This window comes from Desulfovibrio biadhensis (genome assembly GCF_055388615.1).
In genome coordinates this window covers 3,539,871-3,562,402 of the sequence record NZ_AP042477.1, presented here as the reverse complement: position 1 = coordinate 3,562,402, position 22,532 = coordinate 3,539,871, and the positions used below count along the sequence as shown (strand labels likewise).

General features: G+C 54.3%; 13 protein-coding genes and 1 tRNA gene. 7 read left to right on the top strand and 7 right to left on the bottom strand.

Annotated elements, in window-relative coordinates:
• Positions 1-122 precede the first annotated feature (122 nt).
• The 5 genes from ACZ5EH_RS15400 to ACZ5EH_RS15380 all read right to left on the bottom strand — a co-directional run bounded on the left by ACZ5EH_RS15400 (position 123) and on the right by ACZ5EH_RS15380 (position 4,637).
• Positions 123-491 (bottom strand): hypothetical protein, encoded by a 369-nt coding sequence (locus tag ACZ5EH_RS15400; protein ID WP_464274760.1) that lies wholly within the window; start codon positions 489-491, stop codon positions 123-125.
• The gene (locus tag ACZ5EH_RS15395; protein WP_464274759.1) at positions 484-1,062 is read right to left on the bottom strand and encodes a winged helix-turn-helix domain-containing protein; all 579 of its coding nucleotides are present in this window, start codon (positions 1,060-1,062) and stop codon (positions 484-486) included. Before ACZ5EH_RS15395 ends, ACZ5EH_RS15400 begins: the two co-directional genes overlap by 8 nt.
• On the bottom strand, positions 1,059-1,823 hold the full coding sequence (locus ACZ5EH_RS15390) for an AAA family ATPase (protein ID WP_464274758.1): 765 nt from the start codon (positions 1,821-1,823) through the stop codon (positions 1,059-1,061). Before ACZ5EH_RS15390 ends, ACZ5EH_RS15395 begins: the two co-directional genes overlap by 4 nt.
• A 14-nt stretch (positions 1,824-1,837) precedes the next feature.
• On the bottom strand, positions 1,838-3,946 hold the full coding sequence (locus ACZ5EH_RS15385; protein ID WP_464274757.1) for a Mu transposase C-terminal domain-containing protein: 2,109 nt from the start codon (positions 3,944-3,946) through the stop codon (positions 1,838-1,840).
• 253 nt (positions 3,947-4,199) lie between these two features.
• Positions 4,200-4,637 carry a hypothetical protein gene (locus ACZ5EH_RS15380; protein WP_464274756.1) on the bottom strand — a complete coding sequence of 146 codons (438 nt, stop codon included), beginning with the start codon at positions 4,635-4,637 and terminating at the stop codon, positions 4,200-4,202.
• 228 nt (positions 4,638-4,865) lie between these two features.
• Between ACZ5EH_RS15380 and ACZ5EH_RS15375 the strand changes: the two genes are divergently transcribed.
• Positions 4,866-5,522 carry a helix-turn-helix domain-containing protein gene (locus ACZ5EH_RS15375; RefSeq protein WP_464274755.1) on the top strand — a complete coding sequence of 219 codons (657 nt, stop codon included), beginning with the start codon at positions 4,866-4,868 and terminating at the stop codon, positions 5,520-5,522.
• 761 nt (positions 5,523-6,283) lie between these two features.
• On the opposite strand, the gene ACZ5EH_RS15370 is transcribed toward ACZ5EH_RS15375, so the two are convergent.
• Positions 6,284-6,368: transfer RNA gene (locus tag ACZ5EH_RS15370), tRNA-Met, on the bottom strand.
• A 126-nt stretch (positions 6,369-6,494) separates the two neighbouring features.
• Between ACZ5EH_RS15370 and ACZ5EH_RS15365 the strand changes: the two genes are divergently transcribed.
• The 3 genes from ACZ5EH_RS15365 to ACZ5EH_RS15355 all read left to right on the top strand — a co-directional run bounded on the left by ACZ5EH_RS15365 (position 6,495) and on the right by ACZ5EH_RS15355 (position 8,433).
• The gene (locus tag ACZ5EH_RS15365) at positions 6,495-7,646 is read left to right on the top strand and encodes a tyrosine-type recombinase/integrase (RefSeq protein ID WP_464274754.1); all 1,152 of its coding nucleotides are present in this window, start codon (positions 6,495-6,497) and stop codon (positions 7,644-7,646) included.
• A 69-nt stretch (positions 7,647-7,715) separates the two neighbouring features.
• The gene (locus ACZ5EH_RS15360; protein ID WP_464274753.1) at positions 7,716-8,009 is read left to right on the top strand and encodes a type II toxin-antitoxin system HigB family toxin; all 294 of its coding nucleotides are present in this window, start codon (positions 7,716-7,718) and stop codon (positions 8,007-8,009) included.
• 1 nt (position 8,010) lies between these two features.
• Positions 8,011-8,433: a helix-turn-helix domain-containing protein gene (locus ACZ5EH_RS15355; protein ID WP_464274752.1), complete on the top strand. Its 423-nt coding sequence runs from the start codon at positions 8,011-8,013 to the stop codon at positions 8,431-8,433.
• A gap of 221 nt (positions 8,434-8,654) precedes the next feature.
• Here ACZ5EH_RS15355 and ACZ5EH_RS15350 read toward each other — a convergent pair whose 3' ends face one another.
• Positions 8,655-9,779 carry an IS1380 family transposase gene (locus tag ACZ5EH_RS15350; protein WP_464274751.1) on the bottom strand — a complete coding sequence of 375 codons (1,125 nt, stop codon included), beginning with the start codon at positions 9,777-9,779 and terminating at the stop codon, positions 8,655-8,657.
• A gap of 194 nt (positions 9,780-9,973) precedes the next feature.
• On the opposite strand from ACZ5EH_RS15350, the gene ACZ5EH_RS15345 reads away from it, so the two are divergent.
• The 3 genes from ACZ5EH_RS15345 to ACZ5EH_RS15335 are packed head-to-tail and all read left to right on the top strand — an operon-like array spanning position 9,974 to position 22,532.
• Positions 9,974-15,142 carry a DEAD/DEAH box helicase gene (locus tag ACZ5EH_RS15345; protein ID WP_464274750.1) on the top strand — a complete coding sequence of 1,723 codons (5,169 nt, stop codon included), beginning with the start codon at positions 9,974-9,976 and terminating at the stop codon, positions 15,140-15,142.
• Entirely contained in the window at positions 15,139-17,991 is a 2,853-nt protein-coding gene (locus ACZ5EH_RS15340) for a helicase-related protein (protein WP_464274749.1), read from the top strand. Before ACZ5EH_RS15345 ends, ACZ5EH_RS15340 begins: the two co-directional genes overlap by 4 nt.
• Before the next feature lie 56 nt (positions 17,992-18,047).
• Positions 18,048-22,532, top strand: coding sequence for an Eco57I restriction-modification methylase domain-containing protein (locus tag ACZ5EH_RS15335; protein ID WP_464274748.1), 4,485 nt, complete (start codon positions 18,048-18,050; stop codon positions 22,530-22,532).

Here is a 22,532-nt window from a genome sequence, read left to right as displayed (position 1 = left end):
GCGCCGGAGCGCTTTATGGGGTTTCTGGCCTTAGGCCGGACGGGAGGCCCCACCGCGCGCCCCTCTCCCGGGCTTCATTTTCCGCAACCACATTGAACTCCACTTTTTGTGACTTCCTCGATTTAAAGATGGTTCTTGGCAGTCAAGTGGTGGGCTACGGCCCGGATCGCGTCTTCGGCTTCCTGCATGAAAAGCCCAAAACCGTACATCGCTTCATCGGTGAACGCATCCTCGTTCCCCCTGTAGGCAACAGCTTGGCCAAGAAAGGCGATGGCGGAAGCTGTTCTGTAAAGCGTACCCGCGGCATGTAGACCGCTGGTTTGAACGTTGTCCTCAATCAGTATGGATTGATGCATTTTTGCGCCTCCATTCGGCTCTTCGTCTTCATTGGTTTTACCGCCCACCAGCTGCTCCATGGCCAATGTGAGCGATGCAAATTCGAACTGGGATTCTGAGTCCTTATCCATGGCGACAGTCTCAACCTCAGTCATGTGCACCGCCTTGCTTGTGTGCGCCTCGAATGATGGGAGGCACATAGATGACTTCGCCGGTATTGGGATCGGCCACGGTCCTGGTGAGCCTGTTCCAACTCGGCGCACGTAAGCCCGTATCCCTGGACAGCCACCAACGAGGGGTGTTCTCAGGCCCACGCCGTTTCAGCTCCACGAGATAGCCCGCGCCTTCCAATGCCCGAAGGTAGCTACGGAGATTGTTTTCGGCAGACAGCTCCGTGCCGTCGCAAAGCAATGTAAGCAGGTCATCGAGGCTGAACTTCTCCTTGATGCGCATGGCGCGCCACGCCCTGGCGCGGAGGCTGCCTTCATTGCGCTTGCGCCCTTTGCGCGGGCCGCAGGTGATTTCCTCGTCTTGTTCAAGGGTCGAGCGCCCGGCCTCCGTGATTTCATGGACTCCCTCGACCGTGCGGATGTATCCACGAGCCCGCAGGCACCGAAACGTCTTCTTGAGCTGAGGCGTAGCCAACCCCAAGGCGGCAGCGACCTCGGCTGAAAGGCGCGGGCCTTCCGCCAGTTGGCGCAGTACCGGCAATCCGTACCAAGTCATTGCCGGGCCTCCAGGTGCGCCTTCGGGGTCTTCGTGCCGACTGTGAGAGGAGACCTGGAGCGCCAATCGTGGGCCAGAGTCGTGCCGCGCACGTGCTCCAGGCCTATGGACTCATGGCCGTTGAGCTTGGCGATTCGCTCGATAGAAGCAATGATGTTGAGGACCTGTCGCATGCGCCCACTGGAAAGGCGGTGGATCTCGGAAGCCAAATCCGCCTGAATCTCTACTTCCGCTAGGGCCTTGCAGGCTTGGGCGACATCGGCGAGCGATGCGGGTTTGAACTCCACAACCTGGGCAATCCGGCCGCTGATCTGCTTATGCTTGGCGATGGAAGATTGAATCCTCTCCATACCCACCAGAACCACCGTGACTTCCGCCCGGTCCGAGAAGTCGCGCACCTTTTCCAAGACTTGCGCCTTGTTGTGCAAGGTGAACTCGGCTTCATCAATGACCAGGGGAATGTTTGAAGTAGTGATTTCCTTGAGCGCCGAACGGAACATCTGTTCCGATGTGCCGTACGCCTCGATCCCAAGAGCCCGGTGCAGCTCCACGAGAAAGTAACGCGGCGTCCAATCTACATTGGCGCGAAGAAGCACAGCGCCGGATTCCGCCGCCCAACGGCTCACTACCTGCGTTTTGCCATATCCAGGCTCACCATGAACGAGCAGCATGCCGGCTTCAGCTGCACCGCGCTGCTCCACTGCGCTTACAGCCGCAGTGAACTGTTTGTAATTCTCCGTCTTCACGAATACTTTTCGCATGGACCTCCTCCAGGTCAGCTTTCGCCCCCGCAAGCAATGGACTCTGCCTGCCAGGCGATACCCAGCGATACGTAATGGTCGTGCAAGTCCGCGTACTCCTCACTCTGCGCGTACTGGCATAACCATGCGTAATCCGCCTCCGACCGTTGCTCGGGGTGACGCATCAGCCATTCATATTTTTCGTGTGCAAACTGGAAATTCGGCCGTGTTTCGATCTTAACAACCTGTTGCCTGGCATCTGCCAGATCAAGAGCTTCCGCTGCTTCGGCAACGGCTTCAGGCTGCACACTGTCGGCAACTGTGAATGCTTCGTATGCTTGGTTGTCCGGAAGCTCGACACGCACGCCGGGCGCGACCTCTTCCAGTTTGCGGGAAAGGCGGGCGACCTGGCCTTTCTTGCGGCGCTCACGTGCTGCGGCAACTTGGTTTTCGGGGAAGTATGGGGTGCTATGGGCGTTCAGCTCGGCTTCACAGATTTTTTCACCCTGGGTTGTCCAGACATACACCTTTGAAGAATCCCAAATATCGTAGCGAACTTCCACGATATCTTGATGGAATTCTTCAAGCTCGACCGAGAAGTATTCGCCGTTGAAAAGACGAACGACGCCATTGCGCACCTTGCGGCGCTCACCCGGCATGAACAGTTCTTCGGCATACTCGGGAGGGACGCGACAAGACTCCCATCCTTTGGTCTCGAAGTCCTGCCACATTTCATCCGGCGTCATGTGGCGGCGCTTGCCACCTTCCTCAATCAAGGGCAGCTTCTTGTGCTCCGTAGAGTTGTATTCCTCAATGCGAGCAAGAAGATGCTTGAGGAATTCGGGCCATGTGGGTAGCAAGGCCGAATGGCCTTTGCTTTTGAGGTCTTTTCGGGTGATTTTATAAACTTTCTGTGCCGCGTCCCGGTCTACATCCTTATGTGTGCAGGACGGCAGTCGCTTGGCCAGCGGCGTGCAAATTGTCTGCACGCCGCGTTCCATTAAGCCCTTGCCCTGCGGCCGGCCTGGAATGGAATTGGTCATCTCAATACCGAGACGGGCCATCATGCCTTGCCCTTCGGCCCTCATAAGCTGGTTCTTGTAGCCTGATCCATTGTCGCAGTAGAATAAAGCGGGCACACCACCGAAGCAGCACGCCATGCGGAGGGCGTCGAGGATCGTCAAGCCGCTTTCCGAAAGCCCTACGGAAACGCCGACAGCGCGCCGTGTGGCTACGTCCAGGATAATTGTGATTTCCGGCTTGAACGGTTGGCCGTTCAGTGGGTTCTGAATCTCGGCATCGAGGGTGGTGCCGTCCGCGGTATAGACGTCCCCCGGAAGAAGATTGTCCGTGGTGCGCATTTTGTGGGGCCGCAGCTGGAGCAGGGCATTTCCTGTAACGCGGCCCGCTTGGCGCGTTGGCACTCCCATCTTTTTAAGGAAGCGGTACACCGTATGAATTGAAGGCTTCTTGCCTTCCCACTCCATACGGCGCAGGCAATCCGCCACGGACGGCTTCTGCCAGGTCTGATACAGGCTCAGAAAGGCGTCCGCCCACGGCGGCACGGACATGTCTCGTTGTCTATGAAGGGGAACCAGGCCGGCAGGGCCATCGGCAGCATATTGGCTGCACCATCGGTAAATGCTTTGATAGGATAAGCCCCTGTCATCACGTTTCCCGGACCGGTCATTCGCCACCCGCACCAGATATTGAAGATGTGGCGACAGCTGACCAGTTTTCGCGGCCTCAACGAGGTTTCGTACGGCAGTTTCTTTGCCTGCCACACCGGCCAGCTTCTCCACTTCGCGCACAAAGACGAGGCGCGCCTCCATGGTGCGGCGCTGACGTTCGGTTATCTGTGAAAGCCTGGTGCCGTCTCGGGCGACGAGATTGGTAAGATTGTCTGGATCAGGACTTGGGGCGGCCTCGCCGGGGTCCCGACGGGAAAGCAATTCTTTCATGATGTGCTCCCGCCGTCCTTTGGGCATGGAGGAAACAAGCCATTCGTTGCCGCCACCGCGCCCGGCCTTGGGTCTGGATTGCCACCCCTCACTTTCAGCGCGTCGAACAATTGTGGAAACCGCAACGCCTTCAAGCCGTGCGAGCTCTTTTGAGGAATAGGCTTCCTTAATCTCAGCGAGCACGGCAAACCATCCTAAGCGGCTTCTTTTTGGTCGCCACGACGTGGATCCTAAAGGTACTTTTCCGGGACACCGAGTTCCCTCAGCTTGTCTAGAACACGAGGGGAGTGTTTATCTCCACGGACAGTTGCCCATACAAGCTGCCGGCTTGATTTGATTTCGCGTGCTATATCGGCCATGCTAATGTTTTTGAGCATGAGGTGCCCACGAATCTTGTGAGAGACTCTGTTACGCTTCACACCATATTCGATCCGATTCATAAGTTGTCCTCCAGCTTCCGTTTCCGTCTACGCGCCTCTCGCTCTGTGATGCAGGCCCGCCCATAGTCGCGGAGTTTCCTATCCTCAGTTCCCATCACATCCAATCCCAAGCTAGAGAGTATGACTCGCATTGGTTCATGATTTCCCGTAGCGGCGCAGAAAACGACCACCGCCAACAGTGATGGGGTGTGTCCCCGGTCTCCCGGTGCGAGCCATTTGTCCAACGTGGCCTTGCTGATGGTTGTGCAATTCCCGGCCGTGAGTCGTAGACCGCCAGAAGCGGCAATGGCATTGATCTTATCAACAAGTAGCTTACGCCCCTCTTCGTCCTGGGCCGCAGCACGATTCATCGCCGCTCTGATCGAAGGCATGAGTCCTGCCAGATGGCTGAAGTCGTGCTCATCGCTCCCGAAGAGGGAAAGCTGCGTCAGCATTGGCAACACCGTCCACGCGGTTCGAGGTTTTGTGTCCAATCTTCAACAAAGGGTGGACGTTGACCGGGTTTTGGTGAGGGGGTAGAACGAGTCATAAGTTTTTCTGAACCTGCGTTGTTGCGTATGCATTCAGGCACTAGTTAACAACGTTTGTTGTTGTGGTCAACCATAAACGTTGTTCTCTCAAAACTCTCACACCTATTCCGCTAAATAAAACGGACTCGGCCGATGAAAAAAAAAGAAAAATCTTCAGAAGAAATAAGCGAGAGGCTTCCCAAGAAGATCCATCGTGAACCCTGGCGGAGGGGAAAAGATGGTTTTTCCCCTGCAACGAGGATGAGAAAGATCAGGGAAGATAGTGGCTTAAGCAGGCGGGCGTTAGCTTTTGAGCTGGAAGTATCCCTCACTACAATTCAGAATTACGAAGAAGGAAGGCTTCCTTCATCTGAATATCTAGTTAAGTTTTCAGACTTTTTTGACTGTTCGATAGATTGGCTGCTAACCGGCGAACTGAGAAGTCCGATTCACAACTACTTAATGGCAGCTGTGGAGCTCGCAGGGGCTGTGCAAATTGATTTAAACCGAATCATTGAACCAGATTTACTTGCAGAAATGGTTTCCAATAGCCTCAATGAATTCATGGTAGGCGCAAAATATGAAGATATATTCGATGCTGCCAAACACGACTACTTTTATTCAAGAATTCAGAATATTTTTATCGAACTTTATTATAATACAAATGCCTATTCTTCAGATGCCAGCTTATCGGATGAAGCGGAAAAGATAGCGGGGAAGCCGCTTAAATCATTTATGCTCGAAGACTATGTGAAAGTTGAAAGCCATTTCATAGATATTCTCGGCAAGTGTAACCATAACACCACTTAGGATTGGCACAGTCTATCTCATTGATTTATCATCCATACCAAAGTGGTAGCGTGACGTAATTAATGCAATGCATGTGGCTTTAAAATAGCTCAACTTAATGAACCTTCGCGTTGGTTGCTAAAATCGCGCAAAAGAACGAAAGAGTTCTGTCGCACCGAAACCTTCTCTAGCTAGCTAGTGTCACTTACTTTTTTCCTTTTGCAGTCTTGTTTTGCGGAATGCAAAAGTTTGGGCAGCCAACCTTTGCACTTTGCGCAAGAGGTTTGTACCTATGGTACTGACTTAACAGCCTGTAGTAACTGCATTTTTATGAAATAGCCGCTAAAGAAGCCTTTACAATATATAAAAAACCGCTCTCAACTATCCTGCAAAAGGCTCAGGGTTCACTCTCAACTATCCTGCAAAACATGGTGCTCCTCTGCCTTCGTGGGTCTGGCTCTAAGGTATTCAATACAATTAACTTTTTTTGGTTTTAAGAAAGTTTTGCGTCCTCTCAACTAAAACGCAAACTTACACATAAGCCCTCGAATCTTTTGAAGCCACCTGTCAGACTTGAACTGCGGCCTGCTACGAACCTATTACTCTCCCAACAACTACGGATCCTTGGGATTTTTCACCGTCTCCTTTGGAGCGAAGGGGAGGTGGCAGCGATGATCAATCTGCTTTGCGCTTTCGGTTGGGAATCCCTGGAGAGGGTTGGGAAGAGGGTTGGGAAAGAAAAAGGGCTTACGGAGTGAATTTCCGTAAGCCCTTGTATTCTTTGGTAGCGGGGCAAGGATTTGAACCTTGGACCTTCGGGTTATGAGCCCGACGAGTACTTGTTGCCTCCCATTTCATCTACTCGCTTTTCACCTTATTTTCTTGACTTTTTCGATTTCGCTGTTACATTCAGATGCACTGAATGTGCCTGTTTTTCCTCTCTGGTGAGTACCCGGTGAGTACCCGTTTTTTGAGCGCAACCTGGAGTGAGCAATGGCAAAAGAGAAAATCACCAAGCGTTTCCTGGATGCTTTGGAGCTGGGAAATAGGCAGTACATCTTCGACACAGAGCTTCATGGTTTTGGGGTCCACGTGGGTGCGCAGGAGATTTCCTTCTTTGTGCAATACCGCGCCGGCTTCGGTCGTAAAGGCAAAGCCAAGCGCGTTCGCTTCGGGAAATTTGGGCCCCTCACTGTTGAGCAGGCGCGCAAAAAGGCGCAGCAGCTTCTTGCTCAGGCCACCCAGGGCGAAGACCTGTCGCGCAAGCACCAGGAAGAAGTCCCCGTCCCGACCTTTTCCGAACTTTGGAAGGCTTACATCACCGCGAAACCCAACTTGAAAGGGATGACCACAGACAAGAATCGCTTTGAAAAGCACCTGAAGCCATTGCTTGGGGCGCTACCTGCCGACAGATTGAAGCCCGCCCATGTGCAGCATATTCGACTCGGCATGGAGGCCGACCACAAGCCGGCCACCGTCCGCAATACGCTCGAACTTCTTCGCCGGCTTCACAACTTCGGTGTGGCGCAGCAACTCTGCCCTCCCCTCTCCTTCAAGATCAAGCTCCCGAAAGTGAACAACACAAAGACTGAGGACCTGACTCCTGAGCAGCTAAAACGCCTTTGGCAGGCAATAGAAGAGGAAGAGAACTTCCAGGCTGCCAACCTCATGAGACTGGCATTGTTCACCGGTATGCGAAGGGGCGAACTCTTCCGTCTTCAATGGGAGCACATCGATACAGAACGTGGCTTTATCCGGCTTGTCGACACAAAAGGGGGCGTGGACAACGTCATCCCCCTCAGCGCGGACGCTCGTCACGTGCTGGAGCAGCACCCCCGCATTGATGACTCCCCTTACGTCTTTCCGGGGCGTAACGGGCAACAACGCGTGGATATTAACAAACAGGTGAACCGCATCAAAGAACGCGCCGGCCTCCCCAAAGACTTCCGCGCCCTGCACGGTTTGCGGCATGTCTACGCCTCCGCCCTCGCCTCTTGCGGCAAGGTCGACATGTACTCACTGCAAAAACTCCTCACGCATAAAAGCCCGGCCATGACGCAACGGTACGCGCATCTTCGGGATGAGGCCTTGCGCAATGCGTCAGATTTGGCGGGATCTCTTCTGATTGTGGAAGATGGGAAATAGTTCCCTTTTTGGTAACTTTCTTGTTGACCCCCACTAGCCCCGTGCTTACAGTCAAAGAGAAGGAACGGGATGCGAATCATCAGCCGTCAGGCACTCATTCAATTTGCGCAAAAGCACGCGGATGCCAAGGAAGCCCTGGACGCATGGTATCATGACGTGAAAAAGAGCGACTGGGAGAGCTGGACCGACATCAAACGCCAATACCCCACGGCCTCTCCGGTGGGGAATGATCGATACGTATTCAACATCAAAGGAAATCATTACCGGCTCGTTGTAATCGTCAAATTCCGTTTCAAGACGATATATATTCGGTTTGTTGGCACGCACAAGGAATACGACACCATCAACACGACAGAGGTGTAATATGCTCAAGCTTATCAAAACAGATGCAGAACACGCCATTGCCCTGCAGCGTGTAGATGAACTGTTTGCCAATGAGCCTCCGGAAGGCTACTCCGAGGACCAGGCCAACGAGCTGGAGCTGCTCATCCACCTGATAGAAGTGTATGAGGAAGAGCATTTCCCCATAGACCTGCCAAGCCCGGTTGCAGCCATCACCTTCAAAATGGACCAACTCGGCCTGAAACAAGCCGACCTTGTGCCCTACTTCGGCAGCAAGAGCCGAGTATCAGAAATTCTAAGCGGCAAACGACAGCTTTCACTCGCCATGATGCGTAAATTGCACACGGGGCTAGGCATTCCAGCGGAGGTGTTGTTGCAGGAGTTAAAAAATGTAGACTATATTCACTTTTCGCATAAAAACAGCATGATACGGCAACATATGTAGCAACAGGTGCAAACTTCCACCACGAAACATATTTATGGCATTTATACTTTCAACAAGGATCACCTGTTGATTTCTACAAAGAGACAAATCTGTAAGAGAAGCCGTACCCATCTTCAAACGCCAGGATCGGCACTAAACGCACAGGTTATCTTGAAACTTGCATAATTTTGTTCTTAATATTTAATCCGATGAGAAATCCCCCGGCTTTGCCGGGGGATTTCTCATCGGATTAATGTGTATGCGAGTCCTGAGAGCAGCATTCTGAATTGATTTGCCCACCACTTATTGCAGCTTGTCCGGTCTGCGTAAAGATACAGTTGCTGCTCCTTGATGCGGTTCTCCATTTCTCCTCTGGCGCAATATCTTTCGTATAGATCAGATGGGTCACCTTCCAAGCTTGTCACAACAAACCTGGGATTTGCGCCTTTTTCGAGGTGCTCCGCCTTTACCAGCACACGGCGTTCACAATCCCAGGTTTTCGCACCGTATTGCACTTCGCCAAAGAGCTTTTGCTTCTCTCCTGTTTCCTCAAACAGAATATGCGCTTCGCATGAAAGCCTGTCAGACTTGTCAAGAACGCGCTTGTTCTTGGCCAGCCCCAAGATATAATCAACCTTGTTTCGATCGCACCAACGCATGGTTTTCCAACGACAAAAACCACTGTCTGCACGAAATGTTATTTTGACTTCAGGCCACTTTTGGCGAAGTCGCTTGACCAGCAAGGCAAGAATGGCCCAGGAGTGCTTGGCTCCGTCAATCTTGCTGGGGCGCAAGTAGGCGCAAAGCAAATCCTCTCCGCAAAATACGTAGAGCGGGAGAAAGCAATAGCTGTCGTAATATCCGTGGAAAAACCGGCCTTCCTGTTTGCCGTGTACGCGATCGTCTGTGGCGTCGAAGTCGAGCACCAGCTCTTTGGGCGCTGTGTCGAAGGATTCGATGAAGGTTTCGACAAGCACTTGATTTACAAGCCACATCGTCCTCCGATCCATACTGTTTTCGAATCGGTTCAGCGTAGAGCGGCTTGCAAGGGGACAGTCCCTATCAAGAGCTGTCTGGAAAACTGTATCATGACGCAACTGGTCATGATCGTTGCGGTCTTCATAGCCAAGAGCGATCGCGAAGACTCTTTGACGAAGCATTTGTTCAAGAGAGTGCCGAGATTTGGATTTGCAACGCTCGTCAGGGAGCAGCGAGGCAACTCGACGGAGCAAGCCGATGAGCGAGTCGGCCTCACGCAGAAGCAGCACCCCTCCGTCAGAAGTAATCTCGCCTCCACTAAAAAGAGCCTCGAGTTTTCGTCCTTTTGCGTCTGGAAAAGTGATGGGATCTGTTTTACACTTTGTCATGGCGGGCGTCCTTTTAGATTTTAGTGTAAGCAGCCAAAATCTACCAAAAACAAGGACGCTCCGCCATACTTTTATGAGATATGCGGGCTAGCTGCGCAAGCTCTGCCTGGGCAGATTGGCCCTTCCAAGCTGGCTCCGCGATGGGAAGAATACTTTGCGCTGATTCCCATCCCTAGACCGACGAGGTAGTTTGAATGCACGTCTTTGACCTACGGGAACGACTGATCGAGGACTATGCTCGTTTTGTGCGTAGTTTCATCACCATCAAGGATGAGCGGATCGCGGAGTATGTGAATCAGGAGCTTCAGGAAGGAGCTTTGTGGCCTGAGCCGCTTATCCAGTTAAATCCAGCCTTTGATCCTGGGGAATCCATCGATGAGTTGGCGTCTTCAGGTGTTATACACCCTGAGTGTCGCAATATATTCCGAATAAAGAAAACGCCGTCGGACTATGGCAAACCGTTGCGGCTGCATCGGCACCAGTCGGAAGCCGTTCATATTGCAGTACATGGAAAGGATTACGTGCTCACGACGGGTACCGGGTCTGGGAAAAGTTTGGCGTATCTTTTGCCCATTGTGAGTCATGTTCTGCAACATGGCGCGGGGAATGGCATTCAAGCAATAATTGTATATCCGATGAATGCTTTGGCCAACAGTCAGATCGGTGAGTTGGAAAAGTACATCAACTACGGCTACCCTGACCAGAAAGGGCCGATCACATTCAAGCGATACACAGGGCAAGAGTCTGACGAAGAGAAAAATGAGATCGTTTCCAACCCCCCGGACATTCTCCTGACAAACTACGTCATGCTTGAACTCATACTAACGCGACCCCAGGAAGATAAGCTCGTCAATGCTTCGCGTGGGCTGCGTTTTCTAGTTCTTGATGAGTTGCACACCTATCGAGGGCGACAAGGCGCAGACGTGGCGATGCTTGTGCGTCGTACACGCGAAGCCATGGGCGCCTCCCAGTTGCAATGTGTTGGCACGTCCGCCACGTTGGCAAGTTCTGGTTCCTGGGACGAGCAACGCGTCGAGGTCAGCAAAGCGGCCTCGCTCCTTTTTGGCGCAACGGTCGCTCCAGAACATATCATCGGGGAAACACTTCAGCGAATAACCGCAGAATGTGACGTCGAGTCTCCTGATTATAAAGAGCAATTGCGCCTCAGAGTTGATAATCAGCCGCCTGATACGTTTGATGATTTCATTCACGATCCGCTGGCCATTTGGATCGAGAACAATCTTGGTATAAAGCGGGAATCATCCAGTGAGAGATTGTTGCGGCAGATTCCTTCCAGCATAAAGGGCGAGAATGGGGCTGCCGCAATACTGTCTCAATTGACAGGCTTTGAAAATAATACTTGCGTCAAGGCTATCCAAGACACGCTCGACGTGGGCTTCAAAATCATACATCCGGATACAGAATTGCCGACCTTTGCATTTCGGCTGCATCAATTTGTAAGTCGTGGTGATACAGTATACGCTTCTCCTGAATCCGAAGCCTCCAGGTATATAACACTGCAAGGGCAGCAATTCGTCCCTCATGACAGAAGCAAAGTCCTTTTGCCTGTTGTATTCTGCCGTGAATGCGGACAGGAGTATTACTCTATTTGGAGGAATGATTCGTCTGAAGAGGGTGACACTTTTTTTACCCCTAGAGATTTCACTGACAGATCCTCAGAAAGTGATGCGAACGCTGGATATCTCTACATCAGCGAAGTTAATCCTTGGCCAGAAGAGGATACCCATGAATTCATTCAGCGATTGCCTGACGATTGGGTTGATGCTTCAGGCCGCGTGCAGTCACAAAGAAAGAAGCATCTTCCAGAAGCAATCCAAGTTGAACCACACGGAGCAATCGGCGATTCCGGCATTGCAACATGGTATATCGACGCCCCATTCCGTTTTTGCCTGAATTGCGGGGTCTCATACGGATTCAGGCAGCGCAGTGATTTCGAAAAGCTCTCTGCACTCGGGAGCGAGGGGCGTAGCACAGCGACAACCATTCTCGCCCTGTCCGCCATACGTCACCTCAAGGATTTCACGGTTTCCAAAACCGCAAAAAAGCTGTTGAGCTTCACGGATAACCGGCAGGATGCCTCACTCCAGGCTGGTCATTTCAACGATTTCATCGAAGTCGGCCTGTTGCGCTCGGCTTTATATCGCGCCACCCTTGAGTCTGGCGACGCAGGCATTTCACATGATCAGCTGTCGTACAAGGTTTTTGGCGCCTTGGGCCTGCCATTTGAGGAATACGCCCAGGACGGCTCATTGCGTGGGTTGGCACGCGAAGAGACAAACCGTGTGCTCAGAGACGTATTGGGCTACAGACTTTATCGCGACCTCAAACGGGGCTGGCGCATTACGGCGCCCAACTTGGAACAGGTCGGCTTGCTCAACATCGAATACCCATATCTTTTAGAGGCATGTCGGGACGCTGAAATCTGGGTTGACTGCCATCCTGCTCTCGCAAACGCCTCTCCTGAGGAAAGAGCCGAAACTTCCGCTGTACTTCTGGACTACATGCGCCGCGAGCTTGCAATAAAGGTAGACTACCTTACACAAACTTACCAGGAAGGGCTTTTGCAACGCAGTCGTCAGCGTCTACAACCACCTTGGGGCGTTGATGAGAATGAGCAAGTCAGGGACATGATACACGGCGCTGTCCTCTTCCCCAGATCACGCCGACGCAGCGACTATCGAGGTGATATTTATCTTTCTGCTCGCGGAGGCTATGGGCAATATCTCAGGCGCTCCTCGCTTGCGCAGCAGCACGATCGGAAGTTGACACTTGCAGAGACCGAGAGAATTCTGTCGGAGATGCTGGAACGCCTACGGCAGCATGGCTTGCTCGAAATCGTTCGCGAAGCCGATTCAGAGGAAGACAATCCCCCTGGTTACCAGCTCAACGCCGCGGCCATGGTCTGGAAAGCCGGCGATGGAACGTGTGGCTATCATGATCCCATTCGACGGCCAACACAATCGGCACAGGGAACACAGACAAACGAGTTTTTCATTGAGTACTACCGATCCGTTGCCTTGGAGACCTTGGGCATCGAAGCACGCGAACACACTGCCCAAGTGCCCTACGAACAGCGTGAACAACGCGAGGAACGTTTTCGCGAAGGGTCATTGCCTGTCCTGTTCTGTTCACCGACCATGGAACTCGGCATTGACATAGCTCAGCTCAATGCCGTGAATATGCGCAATGTACCGCCTACCCCGGCCAATTATGCCCAGCGTAGCGGGCGCGCCGGCAGAAGCGGACAACCTGCCCTGGTGTTCACCTACTGCTCCTCGGGCAGTCCACACGATCAATACTACTTCAAACGCCCAGAGCAGATGGTTTCCGGTGCTGTCTCTCCACCCCAGATAGATTTGACCAATGAGGACCTCATCCGCGCCCATGTTCACGCGGTTTGGCTTTCAGCGGCACAATTGAGCCTTGGCACATCGCTCAAGGAGCTTCTTGATGTCAGTGGGGATGAGCCTTCCATGGAGCTTCTCGATTCCGTTCGGGATACCATTCACGCGGATTCCCACAAGCGCAAAGCTGAGCAACGCGCTGCTGTCATTCTCGATTCAATCAGGGAGCAACTCAAGTCCTCTGACTGGCATACCGATGATTGGCTTCATGAGAGTGTATCTCATATTCCCATCAGTTTGGAGCAAGCATGTGAACGCTGGCGCAATTTATATCTTTCTGCTTTGCGCCAGGCCCAGAAACAGGACAAAGTCATCCGCGACGCATCACGATCGGCACCTGACCGCGCTCTTGCGGAGCAGCTGCGCAGAAATGCCGAGGCACAACTTCGTTTGCTTACAGAGAGCAAGAGCCTGATTCAATCCGATTTCTACTCCTATCGATACTTTGCCAGCGAAGGATTCCTTCCGGGATACAACTTCCCCCGACTGCCCTTGTCCGCCTACGTTCCTGGACGAAGGATTCGGCGTGGAAGAGATGAATTTCTGTCCAGACCGCGCTTTCTCGCCATATCCGAGTTCGGTCCGCGCTCCATTATCTATCATGAGGGTTCACGCTACATCATCAACCAAGTCATTCTACCTGCTCGTGATACTGAAGAGCTGCATACGGCAGCTGCAAAGGTCTGTCAGCACTGCGGCTATCTGCATCCCCATGCGGAAAGTGAGATATACGACACTTGCGACCAGTGTCACAGGGACCTGCACGCCCCGATACGGCAGCTTTTCCGGCTTGAAAACGTGGTTACCAAACGGCGTGACCAGATCAACTGCGATGAAGAAGAGCGTCTGCGATTGGGGTATGAAATCAAAACGGTTTTGCGGTTTGCCGAGCGAGGCGGCAAACCGTCCTACCATGTTGGTCATGTGAAAAGCCAAGGACAAAACCTTGTTCAGTTGTGCTATGGAAGTGCCGCAACTTTGTGGCGTATCAACCTTGGCTGGGCTCGAAGGGCGGATAAAAACCAGTGCGGCTTTGATCTGGACATCGAGCGCGGGTATTGGCGACGCCACGAAGCCGAAGGAGAGCAAGATAGCGATCCCATGACGCCCAAAACCGCCAAGGTCATTCCCTACGTGGAAGATCGCAAAAATTGCCTGCTGGTAGAGTTCACTCGTGAATTGGAACAAGGTGTCATGATCACCATGCAGGCCGCGCTTAAAAACGCCATCCAGGCGTATTATGAGCTTGAGAGCAACGAACTGGCCGCCGAGCCGCTTCCTGATCGAACGAACCGCCAAAGAATTCTGCTTTACGAATCCACGGAAGGCGGCGCTGGCGTGCTGCGAAAAGTGCTCGATGACAAAAATGCTCTGCCCCGTATCGCCAAAGAAGCCTTGCGGATTTGCCATTTTGATCCTGAAACGGGCGCTGATCTTCGCAGGGCGCCTCACGCCAAGGAAGATTGCGAGGCTGCCTGCTACAACTGCCTGATGTCCTATACGAATCAGATGGACCACTCGATGCTCGATCGACATTCGGTCAAAGAGCTGCTGCTGGAAATGACCTCATGCAGCGTGGAAACATCTCCCGGAGTCCGCCCCCGCGCTGAGCATCTCCAAGCGTTGCTCAATCTTTGCGCCTCGCAGTTGGAGCGGGAGTGGTTGCAGCTCATCGAGGCCAACAACTTGCGGTTGCCCTCGCATGCGCAGAAGCTGATCGAGAATTGTGGAACGCGCCCGGACTTTTTATATGAAAAGCAACAAGTCGCGGTGTACATCGATGGGCCGCCTCACGATTATCCCGATCGTCAGGAGCGCGACAAGACGCAGACGAACTGCATGGAAGATACCGGATGGACCGTCATCCGCTTTGGCTATCGCGACGACTGGAAAGCCATCATCGATCGCAACCCTGGGACATTCGGAGGTCGAGCGTGAGATTTGCTGTCGGCTCCCTTATCGAGGCCAGGGGGCGCGAATGGGTTGTTCTGCCGGAATCCAGTGAGCAATTGATCCTTGCCCAACCATTGGGGGGCACTGACGACGAGGTAACCGGCATCTGTACCAACCTGGAGCAGGTTGCGTCGGCACAATTCAAACGGCCAGACCCCAACTACCTCGGCGACTATCACTCTTGCACGATGCTTCGCAACGCACTGCGCCTGGGCTTTCGCTCCAGCGCCGGTCCGTTTCGCTGTTTCGGGAAAATCGCTGTTGAGCCTCGCCCTTACCAGCTTGTGCCTCTGTTGATGGGCATGAAGCTGGACCCCGTGCGCTTGCTCATTGCCGATGATGTTGGCGTGGGAAAGACCATAGAAGCCATGCTGGTTGCCCGCGAATTGATCGACAGGGGCGAGTGCAGGCGCTTGACCGTCCTCTGTCCGCCGCACCTGGCCGAGCAGTGGCAGAAAGAGCTTCGAGAAAAGTTCCACATCCCTGCCGAACTGGTTTTGTCCAGCACGGTGCGGCGACTGGAGAAGCGCTGCGGCATCGGCGAATCCCTTTACGAGGTCTACCCTTATACCGTCACATCCATCGATTACATCAAAGCTGACCGCCGACGCAGCGAGTTCATCCGCACTTGTCCGGAACTGGTCATCGTTGACGAAGCGCACGGCTGCGCCCAGGAAGAGGGCCGGCACCGCGGCCGGCATCAACGCTACGAGCTTGTTCGCGAGCTCGCTGCCAACGGTGGCAGGCACATGATTTTCGTCACCGCCACCCCGCACAGCGGCAAAGAGGCCGCCTTCCGCTCCTTGCTCGGCTTTCTTGATCCCGAATTCACGCAACTTCCTGAGGACATTTCCGGCAAGGAAAACGAACCGGTACGGCGCAGGATCGCGGCCCACTTCATCCAGCGTCGCCGCAAGGACATCAGGGTCTTTCTGGACACGGAAACCGTTTTCCCGGAGCGTGAGCAGCCGGACGAAGACCCCTACTACACGCTCACTCAGGAGTACAAACAGCTTTTCGAGCGTGTGCTGCATTACGCGCGCGAGATCGTTCATGATGAGACTGGCGGCCGTCATCGCATGCGCGTCCGCTGGTGGTCGGCCCTGGGCCTTCTGCGCGCTCTGGCCTCCAGCCCGGCTGCAGCAGCGGCTACGCTTCGCAGCCGGAGCGCCGCGGCAGAAACCAAAACTGCAGAAGAGGCCGACGCCGTAGGCCGTCGTCTGGTCATGGATCAGCATGATGCCGATTCTCCGGACGCCAGCGACATCACACCCGGCGCCGGGCACGCGCAGGGGGAAGAAACGGATTCGGCCATGAGCCGCCGACGTCTGCTCGACCTGGCCCGAGAAGCGGACACTCTTCATGGCGCGAGCGATGCCAAGCTGCAAACCGCCATCCCCTTGATCAAGGAACTCCTGAAGGACGGTTTCCAGCCCATTGTCTTCTGTCGCTTCATACAAACCGCCGAATATGTAGCTGAAAGCCTGCGGGGCGCCTTGCCCAAGAAGGTGGCTGTAATCGCGGTGACAGGCAAGCTCCCCCATGAAGACCGCGAGCAGCGCGTGCTCGAACTCGCCCAATCCGCACAGCGCGTCCTGGTCTGCACAGACTGCTTGAGCGAGGGCATCAACCTGCAGGAGCATTTTGACGCTGTTTTCCATTACGACCTGAACTGGAATCCCACGCGCCACGAGCAACGCGAAGGCCGCGTGGACCGCTTCGGCCAGCCCAAACCCATCGTGCGTTGTCTGACCTTGTACGGCATCGACAACCAGATCGACGGCATCATCCTCAACGTCCTGCTCAAGAAGCATCGCAGCATTCACAAGTCCCTTGGCATCTCCGTGCCCGTGCCGGCCGACAGCGACACCGTGATCGAAGCCATTTTTGAGGGGCTCTTGTTGCGCGAACAGACTGGAACTCCCGACCAATTACTCCTGCCGGGGTTCGATGCATTGTTGAAAAGCGATGCCGCCAACAAACGCTTCCAGACAGAATGGGACAACGCCACCGAGCGAGAAAAGCGCTCCAGGACCATGTTCGCCCAGGAAGCCTTGCAGGCTCGTGTGCAGGACATTGCCCGGGAATTGCAGGCCGTGCGGGACGCCGTGGGCACGAGCAAAGATGTTGCAGCCTTCGTGCGACAAGTCCTGGGGGAGCACGGCGCTTCGATTGTCGAGCAGCCCTCGTATTCCGTGTTTGACGTGAAAAATGCCCCGCAAGCCCTGCGCGAGCTGTGCAATAATCTGGAGACCTTCAGGGCGCGCTTTGACTTGCCCGTTGGTGACAATGTGCTCCATCTCTCACGCACGCACCCCATTGTGGAAGGTCTGGCCACGTATGTACTCAATGCCGCGCTCGACAACGAAGAAAGCGCCATCGCCCGGCGTTGCGGAGTGATCAGGACGAATGCTGTTTCCCGCAGGACCACGCTCTTGCTCTTGCGCCACCGCTTTCACATCATTACGCGCAAGGACGACCAGGAGCGTCAGCTTCTTGCTGAAGACAGCCAGATCGTGGGCTTTACAGGCGCCCCCACAGAGGCGGTCTGGATCGATGCAGACCAGGTCGATGCCTTGCTCATGGCCAAACCCACGCGCAACATCATCCGTGAACATGCGGCAGGCTTCATCCAATACGTGCTTGACGACATCCAGACCCTGGAGCCACGGTTGGAGCTCTACGCCCAGGAGCGGGGGGAAGAGCTGCTGTCTGCACACCGCCGCGTGCGAGACGTGGCAAAGTGGAAAGGCATGCGCCATGAAATGCGGCCGGAACTGCCCCCGGATGTCCTCGGCATCTACGTCTTCCTTCCGGATGGCGGGGGGCTGTAATGAGCAGCAACAGGGACAACTTTCCGAGCATCCGGACGGAAGGGGCAATCCTGCCCATGGACCTGTTGCGGCGCATCCTTGATGCTGACCGCGACATCCCCGGCATCCGCCCCGAAGACTACCACCTGGCCCCATCAGAACGCCTCAACGAAGTGGCCACGCGGGCCTGGAACCGCCTGCAGGGTGCGTGGCAAGGCTTCAAGGAGGCCATGGAAAAGCTGCCGGAGTCCGACAGCGGCACAAGCCTCACCCGCGAACGCTGGCTGCTCATCCTCTTCCAGGAGCTGGGCTACGGCAGGCTCACCACGCGCAAGGCTCATGAAAGCGGCGGCCGAAGCTACCCCATCAGCCATGCCTGGCAGAACACGCCCATCCATCTGGTTAGTTTCCGCCAGGAGCTGGACAGACGCACGCCGGGACGCGCCGGCGCCTCGCGCGTCAGTCCGCACAGCCTGGTTCAGGAGTGGCTCAATGCCTCGGCCGACCACCTCTGGGGGCTCGTCTCCAATGGCCTGAGCCTGCGCCTTCTGCGCGACAATGTCTCACTCACCCGCCAGGCCTACGTCGAATTCGACCTTCAGGCGATGATGGACGCCGAAGCCTACAGCGATTTCTTGCTTTTCTTTCTGCTCTGCCACCAATCCCGCGTTGAAGTGCCAGAGGGCAAGACCCCGGAGCATTGCTGGCTGGAGAAATGGTACACTACGGCCATCGAGCAGGGCGTGCGCGCGCTGGATCAATTGCGCGACGGTGTCCAAAGGGCCATCGAGGCCCTGGGCGGCGGATTTCTGGCCTGCCCCGCCAATGTCGCCTTGCGCGAAAAACTGCGCCGGGGCGATCTTGCCACGCAAGACTACTACCGGCAGGTCCTGCGCCAGGTCTATCGCCTGCTCTTCCTCTTTGTCGCGGAAGACCGTGAATTGCTCGCCGATCCAGCGGCTCCGGCCGAGGCCCGTGCGCTCTACCAGAACCACTATGCCACCACGCGTATCCGTGCCCTGGCCGGAAAGACACGCGGCACGCGGCACCCCGATCTCTGGCGGGCGCTGCGCCTCGTGCTCGAGAACTTGTTCGCGGGCTGTCCCGAACTGGCCCTGCCGGCCTTGGGCGGGTTTCTCTTCGCACCGGCCGCAACCCCGGACCTCAACGGGCAGGATATTGCCAACGCCGATCTGCTCAGGGCTGTTCGGGCCTTGACCTACACCGTGGAAGGCAACATCCGTCGCCAGATCAATTACCGCAACCTCGGCCCGGAGGAGCTGGGCAGCGTGTACGAGTCCCTGCTGGAAATGCACCCCGTCATCCACATGGACGCCTCCAGGCCCGAGGACCGCTTCGTGTTGACAACGGGCGCCGGCTCCGAGCGCAAGACCACGGGCTCTTATTACACGCATTCCAGCCTGGTCAATTGCCTGCTCGATTCCGCCCTCGACCCAGTGCTCGACGAAGCCGTGCGCCAGGAAAATCCGGAAAACGCGCTGCTCAGGCTGAAGGTCTGCGACCCGGCCTGCGGCTCCGGCCATTTCCTCATTGCTGCGGCTCACCGCCTGGCCAAACGCCTGGCCGCCATCCGCTCGGGGGAAGAAGAGCCCGCGCCCGAGCACTATCAGCATGCCCTGCGCGACGTTATCGCCCGCTGCATCTACGGTGTGGACATCAATCCCATGTCCGTGGAGCTGTGCAAGGTCAGCTTGTGGATGGAAGCCATGGAACCGGGCAAGCCCCTGGCCTTTCTCGATCACCACATCAAGTGCGGCAACAGCCTGCTCGGCGCTACGCCGGCGCTTCTGGAACGCGGCATCCCCGACGAGGCCTTCAAACCCATCGAAGGCGACGACAAGGCCCTGTGCGCGAAATGGCGCAAGGAAAACAAGCGCGAACGCGAGGGCCGCAAGGAAGACCCCAAGGGCAGCGTGAAGAAACAGGCGAGCTTGTTGTTTGACGCAAACGAGCCCTACGTGCGCCTGGGCGACCTCGCGGCCAGCGTGGACGCCATAGACGCCCTCTCGGACGACACGCTGCAAGACGTGCAGGCAAAGGAACGCCGCTACCAGGAACTGGCCACCTCCGCGAGCTACCGCCAGGGGCGGCTCTGGGCGGACGCCTTCTGCGCCGCCTTTGTCTGGAAAAAGACCAAGGAGTTCGACTACCCCGTCACCGAGTTCGAATTCCGCAAAATACGCAACAACCCGCACGCCACAGCGCCCTGGATGCACGACGAGATCATCAGGCTTTCCGAACAGTACAAGTTCTTCCACTGGCACCTGGAATTCCCCGATGTCTTCAAACCCAAGCCCAAGAAGGATATCGCCGAGGACGACGTCACCGGCTGGAGCGGGGGTTTTGACTGCGTGTTGGGGAATCCGCCGTGGGAGCAAATACAATTTGAAACCAAGAACACCTCTACTTGTGAAGCAGACTTAAGTCTCACAAAGCGTTATATAGAAGCGATATCATGTTTTATGTCTAACTCTGGCAGATTACCCTTAACCGCAGTCGGGAAAACTAACACCTATTCTTCTTTTGTTGAACTTTCTCTCCAACTACTCTCAGAAGATGCATTTACTGGGCTTGTCGTACAAGCAGGAATCGTAACAGATAAGACAAATGGCATCCTTTTTCAAAAAATTGTTAAAGACAAAGCACTTATCTCTTCAATTGGCTTTGACAACACTAATAAGACTTTTTTCCCAGATGCAAAATCATCACTGAGATTTTGCCTTCTGACTTTAAATAAAAACAAAAAAAATGAAAATACCGATGTTGTTTTCGTTTTTTTAGCTAAGACTCTGGAAGAGTCTAGAGCACCGGAAAGACGTTTTGCATTGAATACAAATCAAATTTTGAATTTGAACCCGAGAACCGGTACTGCACCAGTCTTTCTTTGTCCAAAGGATGCTCTAATTACGAGCATGGTGTACAACCGGTTTCCAATTGTCAAAGATGAATGCTTGACCACGAATGACAGCTGGAATGTTGAGACGCGCCAGGGGCTTTTTAATATGGGATCACATAAACATTTATTTCATAACTACTTTGAGCCCCATCTTCTCCCTTTATACGAAGCAAAGATGACAGAATGGATTGATCACCGCGCTTCAACGTATAATGACAGTGATATCTTAGAAGGAGTTGACAATAGACACAAAGAGAATCCATTGTTCACAAACTCACCTCGCTATTGGGTGACACCAGAATCGGTTCATAAGCAAATTGGGAAAAGATTCCATGGAGGATGGCTCCTTGGTTGGCATAGAATTACCGACACAAACACTATGTCACGCTCAGTGATTCCTGTAGTATTGCCTGTTAGTGGTGTGGCCGATGGAATTGGTTTAGTGTTTTCTAATCATCCCTTACTTCCAGTATTTGCTGCAATGATGTCAAGTACAATATTTGATTATATAGCCCGGCAAAAAATTGGAGGAACTCATCTCGACCAGTATCATTTTGAGCAATTACCGGCAATTTTGCCGAATTATTTCGTGGAAACGGCTTCATGGAACATGAAATTTGATTGTTCACAATGGCTAGCTTTGCGTATTTGTGAACTAGTTTACGTTTCATGGGACCTGCAGTACTTTGCAAAGAGCTTAAGCTACTATGGTTCACCATTTAAGTGGGACAACGAAAGAAGATTTATTTTACGCTGCGAACTGGATGCCGCCTTTTTTCATCTCTACCTGCCCGCTACGTCTGAAGGAGATTGGCACCAGGTTGAAGGCGTGACGGACGAGGAACTGTCCCGCCTCACGGACGCTATCCCGACCCCTCGCCACGCAGTGGACTACGTCATGGAGACCTTTCCCATTGTCAAACGCAAGGACGTGAAGGCGCACGGCCATTATCGCACTAAAGACACCATCCTCGAAATCTATGACGCCATGGCCGAGGCCATGCGCACGGGCAGCCCCTATCAGACCCGCCTGGACCCGCCCCCAGGGCCGCCCGTGGATGAAAATGGCGACTTCATCCCCATGGAGCGCTGGGATCGCGAAGCCTGGCCATCACACATTCACCCCCCCAGGGAAGAAGCAAGGCCAAAGCGCACGCGCCCCTTGAGCAGGGAGGATTTGCCTTACCTAGATTATCTCGAATCCGAGCGCACAGCCTGGGTCTTTCTCCTCGCCCCGCATTTTGTTCTCCTCAAGCCCGGGCTGTCGTTTGATGATTATGTGATCATGGCCCTCTTTGCGACCACGCCAGAGCTGGGCCGTGACCTGCTCCAGGACGCAGAGCAGCGGATGCTGCAGCAGGCCTTGGAGGCCGCGGGCCTGCACGACCTCCCCAGCGGGGATACCATCAAAAAGAACATCGTCAAAGATTTGTTAGAAAAGAATGGATTGCAAATCGATATCAAGACGCGAACATGTCGCCTCGCCCAGGATTTCAATCTGCGAAACGTTCCAGAAGTCGATACTATTGCGCATTACGCTTATCTTATTCTTGACAGAGACAGGGCAAGTAGGGAGAATTCGATAGACAGAGAAAAAAGCAAGACCATGCACAAAGAGATTGATCGACTGCTTAAGGCTTCGTAG

What these genes read in the sequence shown, in the direction of transcription:
- ACZ5EH_RS15350 (WP_464274751.1), bottom strand. Translation starts at nt 9,779, where the DNA reads ATGACAAAGTGTAAAACAGATCCCATCACTTTTCCAGACGCAAAAGGA.
- ACZ5EH_RS15390 (WP_464274758.1), bottom strand. Translation starts at nt 1,823, where the DNA reads ATGCGAAAAGTATTCGTGAAGACGGAGAATTACAAACAGTTCACTGCG.
- ACZ5EH_RS15360 (WP_464274753.1), top strand. Translation starts at nt 7,716, where the DNA reads ATGCGAATCATCAGCCGTCAGGCACTCATTCAATTTGCGCAAAAGCAC.
- ACZ5EH_RS15395 (WP_464274759.1), bottom strand. Translation starts at nt 1,062, where the DNA reads ATGACTTGGTACGGATTGCCGGTACTGCGCCAACTGGCGGAAGGCCCG.
- ACZ5EH_RS15375 (WP_464274755.1), top strand. Translation starts at nt 4,866, where the DNA reads ATGAAAAAAAAAGAAAAATCTTCAGAAGAAATAAGCGAGAGGCTTCCC.
- ACZ5EH_RS15355 (WP_464274752.1), top strand. Translation starts at nt 8,011, where the DNA reads ATGCTCAAGCTTATCAAAACAGATGCAGAACACGCCATTGCCCTGCAG.
- ACZ5EH_RS15335 (WP_464274748.1), top strand. Translation starts at nt 18,048, where the DNA reads ATGGACCTGTTGCGGCGCATCCTTGATGCTGACCGCGACATCCCCGGC.
- ACZ5EH_RS15345 (WP_464274750.1), top strand. Translation starts at nt 9,974, where the DNA reads ATGCACGTCTTTGACCTACGGGAACGACTGATCGAGGACTATGCTCGT.
- ACZ5EH_RS15400 (WP_464274760.1), bottom strand. Translation starts at nt 491, where the DNA reads ATGACTGAGGTTGAGACTGTCGCCATGGATAAGGACTCAGAATCCCAG.
- ACZ5EH_RS15365 (WP_464274754.1), top strand. Translation starts at nt 6,495, where the DNA reads ATGGCAAAAGAGAAAATCACCAAGCGTTTCCTGGATGCTTTGGAGCTG.
- ACZ5EH_RS15380 (WP_464274756.1), bottom strand. Translation starts at nt 4,637, where the DNA reads ATGCTGACGCAGCTTTCCCTCTTCGGGAGCGATGAGCACGACTTCAGC.